This window comes from uncultured Brachyspira sp., from assembly GCF_949287625.1.
GTDB lineage: Bacteria > Spirochaetota > Brachyspiria > Brachyspirales > Brachyspiraceae > Brachyspira.
The window spans coordinates 86,236-102,707 of record NZ_CASEGO010000005.1 but is presented as its reverse complement, the minus strand read 5'-3'; the positions used below and the strand labels follow the sequence as shown (position 1 = coordinate 102,707).

Sequence of the window (16,472 nt, the reverse complement as noted above, 5' to 3'; positions counted from 1 at the left end):
ATAGGTATTCCTTTTGGTTTATTTGTAGCAATTATAAATTATAAGGAATACCATCTTTTTTTTAAACTAAAAGTGTGCAATATCTATGGCTCTTAAACATATGTATTAAAAATATATTGAAAAAAAATATATATATGTTAATATTAGGTTAAGGCTGTATCTTATTTTTAGGTATTTTTAATGTATAGAAGTATTATCAAATCCATAATGGAAAATCGTATTGGAGTGATAAAAAAAGACTCTAATCTATTAGAGCTAGTCTCCATTGCATCTAAATCTTCTAACAAAATACTAGCAGTTGTAAATGATTCTGATAAAATTGTAGGTGTTATAAATTGTGATAATATTTTGCTAAATGTTATCAAAGATATATCAAAAAAGAGTTCTAAAAATGCTGTAATTAATAAAGAAGTATCAGCTTTTATGAATAAAAATCTTATAATAGCACATCCTGAAGATGATATACTTATGACTTTTGATATTATGAAAGATAATAAAATAGATTATTTAGTTATCATAAACTCAGACAATTATCCTATAGGCGTTGTAAATATTTACGATTTATTTGAAAATGTAATAAAAATAAAAATGCGTAATATGAGTTTCAGCGTAAATGAAATCGAAAAAAAATCTTCAATAGAAAAAGACAAAGTTATAAAAAAACTTATGAAGGAAATAGATACTCTTCATGCACAGTCTACAATAGATCCTCTGACTGGACTATTTAATGTACGTTATTTTAATAAAATAATAGAAGAAGAAGTTGACAGAGCAAAAAGATACAAATACAGCATTTCTATAATATTTATGGATTTGGATCATTTTAAAGATATTAATGATATATACGGACATGACTGCGGAAATGTGGTTCTTCATGAGATTGGTAAACTTTTAAGCAATGCTTCTGATAATAATATTCATATGCTTAGAAAAAGCGATGTTGCTATACGTTACGGCGGAGAAGAGTTTATAGTAATATGCCCTAATACAAAAAAAGAACAGGCATATATAGTAGCTGAAAGAATACGTAAAACTGTAGAAAAAAAGAGATTTAATTATGAATCTACTATAATAAATGTTACAGTAAGTGTAGGAATAGCAGAACATAAGGGTACATCGAAAAAGCCTATAGCAGACACCATAAAAAATGCTGATTCAGCTATGTATGAAGCTAAACATCTTGGAAGAAATAAGGTTATAATGCATTAATTTTTCAGATATATAAAATTCACTAATTCGACTCTTAATCTTTTCATATTTTTTATATCAATAATAGTAAGATAATGATTAATTTAAGTATTTAAAATGAATACGCACAATTACAAAAAACACAATAAAGAATATTTATCGGCAGAGTTTTAAAATAACTCTAATAATCTTAAATTTACAAAAAAGCCCCAATATTATTAAAATATCAAGACTTTTTATAATTAAAATAAAATTTATTACATAGATTGTAAAGAAGTCAATACTGCCAAATCAGCTATATCCTGAGCAGAACAGCCTCTTGAAAGGTCATTAGCAGGTTTAGCAATACCTTGAAGCATAGGACCTATAGCAGTACATTTACCTACTCTTTGAGCTATTTTATATCCGATATTTCCAGCATTTAATTCTGGGAATACAAGTACATTAGCATTACCTTTAATAGGAGAACCAGGAGCTTTCTGAGCACCTACTTTTTCTACTATAGCAGCGTCAAACTGCATTTCGCCGTCATAAGCAAAATTTACATTACGTGAATCTAATATTTTTTTAGCTTCTATTACTTTATCAACACTTTCATGTTTAGCAGAGCCTTTAGTAGAGAAAGAAAGCAAAGCAACTTTTGGTTCTAAACCAGTCATAATTCTGTAAGATTCAGCAGTAGATTCAGCAATATCAGCAAGCTGTTCAGAAGTAGGATCAGGTATAACAGCACAGTCAGCAAAACAAGCTATACCATTTGTAAATAAAGATTTGTCCGGACTTTCAATAAAGAATGTAGAAGATAAAGTTTTAATACCTTTTTTAAGACCAATTAAAAATAAAGCAGCTCTTAGCATTTCACCAGTAGCATATACTGCTCCTCCTACCATACCGTCAGCATCGTTGGAAGCAAGCATAGCAGCACCAGTATAAACGGAATTGTTAATAATTAAATCTTTAGCCTGATCTTTAGTCATACCTTTTTTTTCTCTGGCTTTAAAAAGCATTTCAATATAGTTTTCTGTTTTAGCATCTTTATTAGGGTCAAAAATTTTAGCAAAATTACCATCTAACTCTAATGCATTTTCTTTTGCCAAAGCTTCTATTTTAGAAGTATCTCCAACTAATATAACTCCTTTAACTAACTGTTCTTTCTTTAAAATAACTGCAGCTTTAACATGTCTTTCATCATATCCTTCAGCCAATATAATAGTTTTAGGATTAGATTTTACTTTTTCTCTCAAATTATCCATAAATGATGCCATAATAAAAAACCTCTTTAAAAATAAAATTACTATCTATATAGTTTAATACATAAATAATATTTTTGCAAACATATACCATGCATGTGTATAATTTTTGTATAATATATATATAATTTTAAATTAATTTTTTCAATATTTAAAACAAATTCATATAAGAATAAAAAAACTATTTATATTTTAATAATTAAAATTTATCATATTTTTAATTATATATAATAAAGGGAGCATTCAATGCCCCCTAGTAAAATTATCAAAAATTATAATTTATAAATCAGCTCCATTTTTTATATGTAACCAAAGTAGGATCTTCAACTTGTTTAGGGAAATAATCCTCACAAGAACCTTCTCTGTAAACATCGGCAGTAGCACAATGCAAACCGCCTCCAAATGGATAAGCATCTCTAAATGGTACTGGTATAACATTCATTCCAAGTTTGTCCATTTGTTCCAACTGATGTACTTCGCTTGCTTCTACCAATACTGTTTTATGGTCTAATACCAAACAGTTCATAGAAAGCCAAACGCTTGAATAACAAAGAGGAGGAGGAGTTTCATGAGCAGGCTGTGCAGCATCTACTATTTCCCAGCCATTAGCTTCAAATATTTTTCTTTGTTCTTCTGGAAGTTTTCTAGTAGGGTTATTAATTATTAAACCAGGTCTTAATGGTACGAATGTAGCGTCAATGTGAATTGGATAAGGGTCTCCAGGGAAGTTTACAGCATGTACTCTGAAATCTGGATACTGTCTTCTTAACCATTCCATAGCTTTTCTGTTTGTTGTTAGTCCATGCTGACAGAATAAATCTTTACCTAATCTCATAACATCAGCAGCATCAAAAAGTATTTCATGTTCAGTAGTTACCATATGAAGTTTAGCAGTTCTTTCAAGTAATACTTCTTCTGTTACATCTCCGTCAAAATAATGCATATCATAACTAGCATCTCCAAGTTCCGGACGAGGTGCTGCTATCCATCTGAAATCAGGGTCTTCATCAAAATATTTTCTAAGTATTGGAGAATAAGCTAAATATTCAAAATATCTTGATCTGAATGACATAGGTGCTGCTATTATATCATTACCTATAGTGAGAAGTACATCTCTAGGAGGCATACATCCGAACATACTTCCAGTCATAAAATGAGGTGTTACAACAGCCTGATTCCATTGAAGAGGAGTTGGTCTGTCAACTTTTACTCCATGCTGCTCCAATATTTTACAAAGATTATCCAACTGAGCATTTGCTTTTTCTACTGTATCCAAAGGTCTTGGACCTGTCATACCTCTCATAGGACTGTTTAAAGGTACTTTAGCTTTAGATGCAGGTTCAGAAGGAGCTATACAGCAGTTATCAGCTCTTCCTACTATAACATGTTTTAATGGGTCAAAATCATTCCACGAATTAACGATTTTCATATTGAGAAATCTCCTTATATTTATTACAGTTTTTTGTTTATTAAACTAATAATATTTAACAAAATAATATTATTATGATACTTGCTTTAGAAAATTAATCGAAATTGTAAAAAGATAAAATCACCTCAATAGAGATGAAATAGGATAAGAAAACTTTTTTGCTTTTAGTTTAAGATTTTTCATTATCAGTACTCCTATTGATTATCAGAAATAAGATATTAAAGAATAATCAATAATTAGAAACATATAAACACATAATATTTATACTGAGGGATTATATATTTTTTATTATTTTTGTCAATAAATAATATAATATTAGTCAGTTTTTTTTATACTGCTTCCAATCTCACATATAAATATAGCGGATATCATACATATACCCCCTATCACAAAATTTATAGTAAGGGGGTCTTTCATAAAAATAATACCGCCCAAAGCTCCTAAAAATGATTCCAAACTCAAAATAATACCAGCCTTATTTGGATTAACATATTTCTGCGATACTGTCTGAAGAAGATATGCTATTCCAGTAGCTCCTATTGCAAGATAAATAATAGAATATATACTTTCTCTTGATACTGCATTTATATCGAATGGTGTTGAAGTGATAATTCCTGCAGATAATGATATTATACCTGCTATGATAAGCTGCAATGAAGCCATTATTATGCCGTCTACATATTCAAGCATTTTATCTATAAGCATTAAATGAACAGCAAATACAACCGCACAAAGCAAAGCAAATAAATCTCCAGCCTTAATACTGCCTAATCCGTCAAATGATGTTAATAAATATAATCCTATAACTGTAATCACAACTGCTATAAATGCTGCAATATGAGGTCTTTTTTTATATAATGCCCAAGCAAGAAACGGTATAAATATAACATAAGAGCCAGTAAAAAATGCCACCTTTGAAGCTGTTATAAATTTAGAACTCATAGTTTGAAGAAAGAAACCCAAAAATAAAGCAGCACCTACAGGTATTGAAAGAAGTATATCTCTCTTTGTTATTTTTTTCATTCTTTTAAAGAAAATTAAAGAAAGAAAAATACCGCCTGCTAAATTCCTAAATCCCACAAGATAAAAAGGTTCTATTTCCTGCACAACAACCTTTACTGCTACAAAACTATATCCCCAAATTAATGCCGTTAAAAATATACCTATAGTACCTAATCTTTCTTTATTATCCATAATGGTGTCCAGAACATAAAAAATATGATGATAGATAATATAATATTTATATTAAAATGTCAAAATGTATTTTACAAAATAAAGGACTATTTATGATTTTAATTTATTTTGAAATAAATCAGCTATGCTGTTATATCCTTTTTCTTTAGCAATGAAATATTCTCTTTCAAATACATTATTAGGATAATTTATTGTATAATATTCAACTAATTTTTCACATATTTCAAAATATCCGTTTGAAGAAGCTATATATAATGCTGTATCTCCATTAGCATTTCTATCTTTTACAGAAGCATTATTTTTAAGTAAATATTCTACAATATCAAGCTTTCCGTTATCAGCTGCAATTATCAAAGGTGTTTCATCAAGTTTGCTTTTTTTATTAATAATATCAGGAGATAACTGAAAAATATATTTTACAATATCAATATAGCCTTTGGCACATGCAAACATAAAAGAATTCCAACCATTAATATCATTTTCTTCTATATCTTCGCCCTTCTCTACTAAATATTTTACAGATTTCAAATTATCATATATAACAGCCCACATTAAGGGGGTAATAGCACCTTCTGCACTATTCAAAGACATTCCATGCATAAGAAGAAGCTCTACTATATCTATATTACCAGCTATAATAGCATGTACTACTGCATTTCTGTCTATGCTGTCATAAACATTGACATCGGCATTATTGTCAAGTAAAGTTTTTACTATCTCAATATTTCCAATATAGCATGCATACATTAAAGGAGTTACGTCATCATCATCAGCCTTATTAACATCAGCACCATACTTAATTAATAAATCTATAATTTCCTTGTTTTCTATTTCTATGGCAGATATTAAAGCAGATTTGCCGTTATCTGTAACACCGTCTAATGGAACTTTATTCATAAGAAAATAATTTACTATATCTTTATGACCTGCTGAAGCGGCTATTGCCAATGCTTTAGGAGCTTTTTTCCTAGAATTATCAAAAAAATATCTCACTACATCTAAATGTCCATTATAAGCTGCTGATATAAATGCACTTGAAAACACATTATGTTTATTTACGCCTAATTTTGAATGTATATAATGAACTAAAGATAAATTACCGCTTATAGCTGCTATTGTAAGAGAGTATTTAGGTATCTCTATATCATTTGTATTAAGTATATATTCTACTATATCAATATTACCGCTTGATATGGCATAAGATAATACAGTCTCTTCGTATATGTCTGTATCATTAATATTGGCATTACTATCTATAAGAAATTTTACCGCATCAAAATTAGATTTCTGACAGGCATACATAAGAGGTGTTACATTAGTATCAGTCTTTGCATTAACATCAGCACCATTTTCTACAAGTATTTTTATAATATCAAAATGATTCTCTGAACAAGCATAATGCAAAGGGGTTTCGCTGTTGCAGTTGCTTAAATTTACTAACGCTCCTCTCTTTATAAGCAAATTTACTATATCTGTATGACCATTGGCACATGCATTCATAAGAGGAGTTATATATAATTGATCCGCCTTATTTACATCAGCACCTGCATCCAAAAGAAGTTCAACTATTTCCTTATATCCTGCTCGGCAGGCATGAGTTAATGGGGTTAGCCCCAATATATTGCTTAAATTTACATCTATATCTTTATTTTTTAGTAAAATTTCTACTGCTAATATATTATTTTTTGCTGAAGCTTCATGCAATTCTATTTCAATTTCTCTCATAAATATTAAACCCCATTATATATTTATAATTTAATATAAAACCTCAAATAGTCAAATATATTTTTATTTGTTAATAAAAATTATTTGTCATTATAAATTATAATATTAATTTAGCAATTTTTTTTAAAAAAAATTTATAAATTAATAAAAAAAATATTACTTAATTAACATTATTTAGTATTATAAAAGCCAAAGTTGCTATAGAACAGTATATTGCTGTACCTATTATATCACATATAGATGTAAGCATAGGAGCACCGCTGATAGCAGGATCTATGTTTAATTTTGTTAATATAAAAGGCAGACAAAGACCTATAATGCTCCCTATAAACACTATGCTAAACATTGATATGCCTACAATGGCAGCTATCTCAAACCCTCCTCGTATAATACCCAATATGTAAGCACCAACAGCCATGCTAAGTCCAAGCATAGAAGATACTATTAATTCTTTTGAAAGCATATAAAACCAATCTTTAAGTACAACATCACCTATGGCAAGAGAACGTATAACTAGTGTAGCAGACTGACTCCCAGCATTACCTCCGCTTCCTATAAGCAGCGGCAGAAATACTACCAATACTATATGTTTTTGAAGCGTATTCTGAAATATACCTATAACTCCGCCTGAAAATATATTAATAAATACTAATATTAATAACCATAATATTCTTTGTTTGTACAAAGTTGCTATAGGTGTGATTTTTAAATTATCATCAAACTGATCCTCACTTGAAGTAATACCAGCCATTTTATGAAAATCATCAGTATATTCTTCTTCAGCTATATCAAGTATATCATCAACTGTAACAATACCAAGCATAGCATGCCTGTCATCAATAACCGCAAGAGAATGAAGATTATACTTTTTTATCACTTCAATAGCATTTTCCTGCTCCTCATAAACTAATATATAAGGACAGCTGCTTGTTATTTCTGATATAAGAGTATTTTTATCAGTAAAAAATAATTTTCTTAGAGGAATAGAACCTATTAATGTACGCCTTTCATCTATAACATATATAGTTGTATAAGTTTCAGCATCTTCTATATTGCTTCTTATATATTCAAAAGCCTCACCCACTGTCCAATCAGGCTTAATACTTATATATTCAGGCGTCATCAAACGTCCTATACTGCCTTCTGGATATGCCAAAAGCCAAGAAGCTATTTCACGGTCCTCACTTCCTAGAAGCTTTAATATATTTTCAGACATTTCCTCTGGTATAGACTCCAAAAAATATGTCCTATCATCTGGATTCATATTCTCCAAAAGCTCTTTAATATCAGCTTCCTGCATGTTTTCTATTATTCTTTGCTGATCTATAGGAACTAACTCTGGAAATACACCCCAATAATAATCTTTGGGAAGTATGCTAAAAACTTTATATTTATCTTCATTTTTTAAAGAAGTTATTAAATTAGCTGTTTCAACTTCCTGCCATAATGGAAGTATATCTCTTAATGCATCCCAGTCTTTTTCTTCTATCAAATCTTCAATTTCAGGCTGTAAAAGTTCTTTAAGCATACACCGCTCCCGCTAAAATATTATAAGCTAATTAAACAAAAATTAGTATCTAGTTCCTACCAAATAAGTACCTATCTGTATACCGAAATCAAATGAATGTATATTATACTTTGAATAATTAGGGTTTTTATAATTCATAGCAAAATCATAATTAAAATAAAGTCCTGCTGCAATAGCTGCAAAACTGCTTAAATTATACTTAAAATCTATGGTAAATTTCAAATACGGTATCACTGCCGTTTCAAATGAGCTTTCTATTTCACTCCTATTTAATTTAACTCCGTAATCAGCGTCCTGAATATCAGCAGCTAATGGTATTTTCACACCAGTTCCTATACCTAATGATAATACCAAAGCTGTAACTCTGAACATAATTCCCGTATTTAAACTGTCAAATGTATATGAAACAACATTTGCATCTTTTGTATTTATATATTTATAAGAACTTCTGTAATATCCGATATCTGCCAAAACATCAAAACCTAATAATCCGCCGAAATCATAAAAATATCCTGGCTGAACTAATACTCCGAAATCAAAAGCACTGCTCGTTTTTAATATATTTAGTTTACTTCCGTCAAGACCTCTTACATCAGCAAAGGCAAAACTTCCAGTCAATGGCACAAATAATGCCACGCCTCCGCCATGTTGGGCAAATAAACCAAAACTAGAAACAATTAAAAATAATAATGATAATACAATTTTTTTCATATGATTCCTACTTTATATTTTTATATATTTTCTATAATATAAAAAAATAATAGAATGTCAATTATTTATTTTAAGCTATATTTATAAAATTAATAAATTTGAAATTTGTATTAAAAATGATAAAATGCCTTATATTATAATTAGCTGGAAAATAAAATGATACTAAATTTAAATAAATTCGGAAAGTTTAAAAATAAATCCTTTGAAATATCTGATAAACTAACCCTATTTTACGGAGAAAATGAATCTGGTAAAACCACAATATTTGATTCTCTTATGCTTTTATTCTCAGAAAATAAAAAAACTTCAGCATTTGCAAAACAAATAAAATCAAGATACGGCGATGATATAGATATTAATATTATACCAGAAATAGACCCTTCAAAAAAAATGCATCCTCAGTCTTATAATAATTTATATTCAATAAGACAAAGCGAAATAATATTTGAAATGTCAGACAGCAAAAAAGATTCCAAAGATTGGGAAAGCGAAATAAAAAAGAAATTATTTGCCTCAGATATAGATGTTGGTAAAATAATATCCGAAGTAAAAGCAGAATACTCTGGAAAATCTCAGTCAGCAATACCTGCTCAATTAAAAAATTTAAAATACAGAAACGAAGAGATAAAAGAAAAGCTTGATAATCTATATAATAAAGCTAACACAGAAGTTAATAAAAAAGATAAATTAAAAGAATTAAACGAACTTCTAAAAGAAAGCGACAATATCATAAAAGAAAAAGTTAATGAATACAATAAATTAAACAGCTTAAGAGAAGAAAAAAATAAATCAAAAGAAAAAAATGCAGCATTAAATATACTTACTATGATAAATGATTTTTATAAAAAAGATAAATTTATAAAAGAAAATCTCTATCTGCAAAATGATCATTCAAAAACAATAAATGATATGGAAAGAAAAATAGATGAATGCAAAAATAATATAGCATATATTAAAGGAAAAATAGAACCTCTTCAAAAATCTGCAGAAGAAAAGAAAAAAACTGATTATGAAAGCATAAGATTAAGAATAGATAAGGCTGTAAAAAAAATAGACGTATTAAGAGAGAAAAATAATAGAATACCAAAGATAGTTTTTTTATCTGCCGTAATTTTAATATCATCACTTTTAAGTTTATATTTTAAAAATCCGTATTGGTTTTTAATAATTCTTCCTTCTATACCTTTTATGTTTATAAAAGAAGGTAAAAACGAAAAATTTATAAATGATATATTGGACTCCCTTCCTGAACTTGATATTAATACTGACAATTTAGAACTATCATCTCTTAAAGATATTCTAAATAAAGAATTAGCTAGAATAGAAATTATACTTTCAAACAATGATGAAGAAGAACTAAACAATTATAAAAAACAGCTTGAAGAAACTATTATTAATTTGGAAAATTATAATAATGAATTAAAAATTTTTTTTAATAAGCTGAACGTAAAAAATAAAGAAAACTACTATGAAATAAAAACTAATTTTGATAATGTTTATAAAAATACAGAAGAATTATTTGCTAAACTCATCACAGAAGCAAAAAAGTTCGGACTTAGAGATATACCTACACTAGAGGCAAACTGCAGCAGAATATTAAAAGAACTTGATGATAAAGGTATTAATCCAGACAGCTTTAATGAAATGGAAATGAAAGCAATAGAAAACAAATTAAAAGAACTAGAAAGAGAAATAAACACTATAAAAGAAAATATGAATAAAGTTATATCAAATGCTTCGTATATTAAGGGTGAACTTAACAGTACAGATAATATACATGACAGCATAATAAATTTTGAAAGTGAGCTTGCAGAAAATAATGAAGAGATAAAAAACTTAAATAAAAGAAAAAAGGCTTTGGAATTATTAGAAAATATGCTCTCAGAAATAAATAAAAAAAATGATGATATATTTAATTCTCTCTCTAATGAAGCTAAAGTATTATACAATCATATCACTGGAAAAAGTTTATCCGATAACGGAATAGAAATGTCTGGATTTGACAAATCAAAAATTATGGTAAAAGATAAACAAAATGAAAGCAGAAACGTAGAATTATTATCCTCAGCTACAAAGGATGCAGTTTATATAGCTATGCGTCTTTCTATACTTACAAAAATACATGAAGCTGGAAGGTTAATACTATTAGATGATCCTTTTATAACATTTGACAATAACAGAACAAAAGAGGCATTATCATTTATAAGAGAATATACCAATAAATATAATATTCCTATAGCAATATTTACTAAAGATGTATTTATACGCGATATAATGAAAGACTATAAAGAAGCTGTAATACATGAACTATCATAAAAATTACATATTGTTTAAATAACACAAATTATCTTTAATAGTATTGTATTTTTATTAATTTTTTATACAATATATCTATATAATCAATAATTAAATAATAGTGATGGCATTATGAAAAAAATAGGTATATATATAGACTTAGAAAATATAAGATATTTAGATTTTCATGTAAATCTTAAATCAATGCTCAAAAATATTTTAGACTATTACAAAGAGCAATTAAAAGATGAAGATATTGTATTTTCTATAAAAAAGGCTTATGGAGATTCAAAATCCATAAAGAAATATGCAAAACATTTAAGAGATTTGCATATTGATATCATTCATTCTGTGCCTTTTAAAAAAGCAAAAAATATGGCAGACATGAAATCATCATTAGATGCCTTTGAAGATTTTATCATATATAAAAAAATAGATATTATAGTATTTGTAACAAAAGATGTTGATTACAGCATTGTTATGGATAAATTAATGAGGCATGGCTGCATAGTATCTATGGTTACAACATCAGACAATTTTGAAAAGAAAATATTTCAAAATGCATGCTGCCATGATCCATTTAAAATAGAAAAATACAGAGATAATGCAGTTAAAGAAAATAATTCAGATAATAAAAATAAGAATAAAAAGACAGTTAATGAAAATAATAACAATGAAATAATCAGAGAAAATATAATTGAGAATAATAAAAAAAATAAGGAAACTAAAAAACGTAAAAAAAATAATGAGAATAAACATAAACAAAATAAAGAAATTGAAAACAATGTTAATAATTTAGAAAATAAACCTGAAAATATTGAACAAAATAATTATAATAATGATAAAGAAAATAAAATAGAAGAAAAAGAGTTTTGGCAATGCTTCTCAGATGAGATAAAAGATTTTTATGATAAAAATAAAAATTTAGAAATATCGAAATCTTATATATGCAATAAAATAAATGATAAGCTCTGCCAAAAAGGAGAAAGTGCCCTAAAATTGGCAGGATATCAAAATATAAATGAAGTTATTGATTTTTTAAATAAAAATGAAATTAAAACAACATCAAATAATTCTTCTTTCACTATAGAAGAAACTATAAAATCATTTGAAAATAAAATGAATGATAATATTTTAAATAAAAATGAAATTAATTATACTGATGAAATAAACGATAAAAACTTTATATATGTATTAAAAAAAGTGCTTTCAGAAGATAAAGAAAATAAGGCTATAACATTATCATCTGTAATGAAAAAAATTAATAAAGAGTTTAATATGGCAAGCGGACAAAGTGCTATAAAACATACAAAGTTTAAAAACATAAAAGAGATAATATTAAAGCTAGGAAAATATACTGAACTAACTGAACAAGGTCGAAAATTTATTATAAAAGATAAAGATAAGACATTAGAAACACTTGACGATATCGCAAAAGAGTTATAAAAATACTAAATATTATTTTAAGGAAAGTTTATGTCTAATATAACAGTAATTGGAATGGGATTAATGGGAGGTTCTTTAATTAAGGCATTAAAGGCAAGTAATGAAAACTACAATATATATGCAGTAGATACCAATAAAGAAAATATAGAATTTGCTTTAAAAGACGGATACATTGAAAAAGGTGCTTCTAATTATGACAATATAGAGGAATATATTGAATGGTCAGATATTATCATGATATGCACTTTGCCTTCTATAGCGATAGATATTATTGATAAGTATAAGCACTTAATAGATAATAAAAAGATACTATCTGATTTTTGCGGTGTAAAAACTGATATTTTTAATAATACTAAAGATAAAAAATATGTAGGTCTTCATACTATGGCTGGAAAAGAAAAAGGAGGATATCAAAACTCATCTGAAAATCTATTTAAAAACTCTAATGCCATTATAGTAAACAATGACAATGCCAATGAAAATGATATAAAAATAATAGAAAAATTAGCTTATGATATAGGTTCAGGAAAAGTTATAATATCAACGTCTAAAAAACATGATGAAATGATAGCTTTTACAAGTCAGCTAATGCATATAATAGCATGCGGTATTGTTAATCATGATCATTTTTTAGCTTCTCTTGGTTTTGAAGGCAACAGTTTATCAGACCATACCAGAGTAGGAACAATAGATGCTAACATGTGGAGCGAATTATTTTTATACAATAGCGAATATCTGTATGAATCATTAGATAAATACATAAAATGCTTGGAAGATTTTAAAAATGCTTTGCATAATAAAGATAGAGAAGCCTTAAAAAACTTGATGAATAATTCCAACAATATAAAAAATGAATGGATTAAAAGAAAAAATTATAAATAATAATATTAATTAGATATTGACAAAACTTTATAATATGTTAGAATATACTAACAAATATTAATAAGAGCTAATAACTTTGTATCTTTTGATACTATTTTTATAACCTTCATTTAATTAAACTTTTTACCCCCATGACTATATGGGGGTATCAAAAATAAATGCTTTCTATAATAAAGAACCGCATTAATGTTAATATGTAAAAAAATCTTATGTTTGACATTATAAATAATACTGCTATAATGAAACTAATATCAAAAAATTAATTAATATAGTCTAGTATAAAACACAGGTAAATTAAAAAACTATGAAAGTAATAAAATTATTAAAAAGAATAAACAAAGAAAAAGAATTAGATATTTCTGCTTATAAAAACAAATATGTAGAAACTAAAAAAGATAAATTACGCTTTGAAAAAATGCTTCAAAAATCTGTATCAATGGGACTGGTAATGAAGAAATCTAATATGCTAAAACTTACAAATGAGGGAAAAGTATATTTAGAAAGAGAATTAAGAAAATCATCTGAAAAAGGAAATACGGCATCAGAAAGTAAAAGAGACAGAAGAAATGCAAAAAATAAAAAATCTGATAGAGAAAATAAAAAGACAAGCATACCAAAACCAGAAATAAAAGTAGATATTAACAATGCCAAAAAAGATGCTGAGATAATAGCAAAAGCATATAATGTACCTACTGATTTCCCAAAAAAATGTTTGGAAGAGGCTAAACTTTTACCAGACAGTATGGAGAATGTAGAACTAGAGTTTGACAGAATAGATTTAAGAAATATAAGAACTGTAACAATAGACGGAGCAGATTCAAAAGATTTTGATGATGCCATAAGTATAGAAAAATTAAATGACGGATATAAATTAGGCATTCATATTGCTGATGTAAGTCATTTCGTAGTAATGGGAAGTGCTTTAGATAGAGAAGCCAGAAAAAGAGGAAACAGTGTTTATTTGATAGATACAGTTTATCCAATGTTTCCGCATGAACTTTCAAACGGCATATGTTCTTTAAATGAAGGTGTAAGCAGATTTACTATGACTGTTTTTGTAACTATAGATAATAATGGGAATGTTAAAGAAAGCACTTTTCATAAAAGCGTCATAAAGCCGAGCAGAAGATTAACATATGACTATGCCCAAGATGTTTTGGACGGTATAGAGCAAGATGAAGATTGGCTTGTAGAATTATTAAAAAATGCTGATGATGTAAAAAAAATACTTCTTCAAAAAAGAATAGAAAACGGCAGTATAGAGTTTAATCTCAATGAGACACAGATAATATTGGATAAAGGCGGCAATCCAAAAGACTTTTTTATTGGTGAGAGAAAAGAAACTCATAAAATAATAGAAGAATTAATGCTTATTGCCAACTGCGAAGTAGCTAAAAAATTAAAAAATATAAAAGGTTCTATTTACAGAGTACATGACAGTCCAGACATGGAAAAGCTTGATACTTTTACAAGGATAGCATTTAACAGAGGATACAGATTAACTAAAGATGCAGACGGTAATTTAGATTTTCATTCATTTATACAATCTATAATGGGAAAGCCAGACGAAAAATTACTTCTTACCCTACTCCTTCGTTCTATGAAACAGGCTATATATGATGTTAATAATATAGGGCATTTTGGGCTTGGTTTTGAATACTACACTCATTTTACTTCACCTATAAGAAGATATACTGACCTGCTTACTCATAGACTTTTAAAACTTTCATTAGAAAGTATAAATAATTTAAAACCTACTATGCAGCAGTTTTATACCAATTCTGCACAGTGGTGCTCAAAAACAGAAAGAGTTGCAGTTGAATGTGAGAGAAGTTTGGCAAAAGTAAAAGCTGCAAGATTTATGAAGGACAAAGTAGGAAATGAATATAACGGAATAATAAGCGGAATTACAAACTTCGGTATATTCGTTGAAATAGAAGACAGAGGAATAGAAGGCTTAATAAGATATGCTGTATTAAAATCGCATTACAGATATGATGAAAATGAACAGGCAGCATATAGCGAAAAAGATGCCAAATGGTACACATTGGGCGACAGAATAAGAATAGTAGTTTATAAAGTAGATATTAAAGAATTATTCATTGACTTTATACCTGCAAGCGAATTTGATAATAGTTTTGATGACAGAGATATAATAGACAGCAGAGATTTCTTAAAGAAGAAGAAAAACAAAAAAGAAATATATTCAAAGAAATCTCATAAATCATCTAAAGATAGAAAAAGAGGTTCAAAAGATAGAAGAGATAGAAAAGAAAGAAAAAAATCTAAAAAGAGAAGATAATATAAAAATATATACTAAAAATTTTTAAATTTGTCAATTTTTAGCTTTTAATTTTATTGTTTGTATCGGCTTTGCTGCGAGGCACACAGCCGTGCCACACCCCCAGTTCTTTTTGTGACCAAAAGAACCAAAAAGACTGCATTTTAAGCAAAACATAGTTGTTATAATACATTTTAAACCTATTTTATTAATACATAATAGACTTGTTTCAAAACTCAATTTATTAATATTTATAGTTTTTTAATTTAATATTTTTTTGATTATAGTTGGGGCTTTGCTGCGAAGCACACAGCCGTACCAAACCCCACTTCTTTTGTGACGCCTGTCCGTGCCGTAGGCAGGTGTGGCACAAAGAAGCAAAAAGACTGCATATTTATATATTAACAAAGAAGCAAAAAGACTGCATATTTATATATTAAAATGATAAATCATACAACATGTAAAACATATGATTTATTTAATAATTAATATTATATAATATAGTATAAAATAACAAATTCATAAAATTATTTGTCAAGTAGT

Annotated in this window: 11 protein-coding genes; 5 read left to right on the top strand and 6 right to left on the bottom strand. The window is 27.6% G+C overall.

Annotation, left to right across the window (positions count from 1 at the left end; genetic code table 11):
* Positions 1-180 precede the first annotated feature (180 nt).
* Complete coding sequence (locus Q1X91_RS02360; RefSeq protein ID WP_300753044.1) at positions 181-1,209, top strand: diguanylate cyclase; 1,029 nt, start codon at positions 181-183, stop codon at positions 1,207-1,209.
* A 236-nt stretch (positions 1,210-1,445) separates the two neighbouring features.
* Here the strand turns inward: Q1X91_RS02360 and pta are convergent, their stop codons facing one another.
* The 6 genes from pta to Q1X91_RS02330 form a co-directional block, all read right to left on the bottom strand.
* Entirely contained in the window at positions 1,446-2,453 is a 1,008-nt protein-coding gene (gene pta, locus Q1X91_RS02355) for a phosphate acetyltransferase (RefSeq protein ID WP_300753042.1), read from the bottom strand.
* A 271-nt stretch (positions 2,454-2,724) separates the two neighbouring features.
* Positions 2,725-3,867: a serine/threonine protein kinase gene (locus Q1X91_RS02350; protein WP_300753040.1), complete on the bottom strand. Its 1,143-nt coding sequence runs from the start codon at positions 3,865-3,867 to the stop codon at positions 2,725-2,727.
* 315 nt (positions 3,868-4,182) lie between these two features.
* On the bottom strand, positions 4,183-5,061 hold the full coding sequence (locus Q1X91_RS02345) for a DMT family transporter (RefSeq protein ID WP_300753039.1): 879 nt from the start codon (positions 5,059-5,061) through the stop codon (positions 4,183-4,185).
* Positions 5,062-5,151: 90 nt separating this feature from the next.
* A complete protein-coding gene (locus tag Q1X91_RS02340; protein WP_300753038.1) occupies positions 5,152-6,786 on the bottom strand; it encodes an ankyrin repeat domain-containing protein in 1,635 nt (544 codons plus the stop codon).
* Positions 6,787-6,946: 160 nt separating this feature from the next.
* On the bottom strand, positions 6,947-8,314 hold the full coding sequence (gene mgtE / locus Q1X91_RS02335) for a magnesium transporter (RefSeq protein ID WP_300753037.1): 1,368 nt from the start codon (positions 8,312-8,314) through the stop codon (positions 6,947-6,949).
* 42 nt (positions 8,315-8,356) lie between these two features.
* Positions 8,357-9,025 (bottom strand): hypothetical protein, encoded by a 669-nt coding sequence (locus Q1X91_RS02330; protein ID WP_300753036.1) that lies wholly within the window; start codon positions 9,023-9,025, stop codon positions 8,357-8,359.
* A gap of 156 nt (positions 9,026-9,181) precedes the next feature.
* Between Q1X91_RS02330 and Q1X91_RS02325 the strand changes: the two genes are divergently transcribed.
* The 4 genes from Q1X91_RS02325 to Q1X91_RS02310 all read left to right on the top strand — a co-directional run bounded on the left by Q1X91_RS02325 (position 9,182) and on the right by Q1X91_RS02310 (position 15,950).
* Positions 9,182-11,341, top strand: a complete 2,160-nt coding sequence (locus tag Q1X91_RS02325) for an AAA family ATPase (protein WP_300753035.1) — start codon at positions 9,182-9,184, stop codon at positions 11,339-11,341.
* A gap of 111 nt (positions 11,342-11,452) precedes the next feature.
* Entirely contained in the window at positions 11,453-12,766 is a 1,314-nt protein-coding gene (locus Q1X91_RS02320) for an NYN domain-containing protein (protein WP_300753034.1), read from the top strand.
* 30 nt (positions 12,767-12,796) lie between these two features.
* A complete protein-coding gene (locus Q1X91_RS02315) occupies positions 12,797-13,648 on the top strand; it encodes a prephenate dehydrogenase (RefSeq protein WP_300753033.1) in 852 nt (283 codons plus the stop codon).
* Between the two features lie 304 nt (positions 13,649-13,952).
* The gene (locus tag Q1X91_RS02310; RefSeq protein WP_300753032.1) at positions 13,953-15,950 is read left to right on the top strand and encodes a ribonuclease R family protein; all 1,998 of its coding nucleotides are present in this window, start codon (positions 13,953-13,955) and stop codon (positions 15,948-15,950) included.
* The last annotated feature ends 522 nt before the right edge of the window (positions 15,951-16,472 follow it).

Coding starts and splice junctions, on each gene's coding strand:
- Q1X91_RS02360 (WP_300753044.1), top strand. CDS start 181: ATGTATAGAAGTATTATCAAATCCATAATGGAAAATCGTATTGGAGTG.
- pta (WP_300753042.1), bottom strand. CDS start 2,453: ATGGCATCATTTATGGATAATTTGAGAGAAAAAGTAAAATCTAATCCT.
- Q1X91_RS02350 (WP_300753040.1), bottom strand. CDS start 3,867: ATGAAAATCGTTAATTCGTGGAATGATTTTGACCCATTAAAACATGTT.
- Q1X91_RS02345 (WP_300753039.1), bottom strand. CDS start 5,061: ATGGATAATAAAGAAAGATTAGGTACTATAGGTATATTTTTAACGGCA.
- Q1X91_RS02340 (WP_300753038.1), bottom strand. CDS start 6,786: ATGAGAGAAATTGAAATAGAATTGCATGAAGCTTCAGCAAAAAATAAT.
- mgtE (WP_300753037.1), bottom strand. CDS start 8,314: ATGCTTAAAGAACTTTTACAGCCTGAAATTGAAGATTTGATAGAAGAA.
- Q1X91_RS02330 (WP_300753036.1), bottom strand. CDS start 9,025: ATGAAAAAAATTGTATTATCATTATTATTTTTAATTGTTTCTAGTTTT.
- Q1X91_RS02325 (WP_300753035.1), top strand. CDS start 9,182: ATGATACTAAATTTAAATAAATTCGGAAAGTTTAAAAATAAATCCTTT.
- Q1X91_RS02320 (WP_300753034.1), top strand. CDS start 11,453: ATGAAAAAAATAGGTATATATATAGACTTAGAAAATATAAGATATTTA.
- Q1X91_RS02315 (WP_300753033.1), top strand. CDS start 12,797: ATGTCTAATATAACAGTAATTGGAATGGGATTAATGGGAGGTTCTTTA.
- Q1X91_RS02310 (WP_300753032.1), top strand. CDS start 13,953: ATGAAAGTAATAAAATTATTAAAAAGAATAAACAAAGAAAAAGAATTA.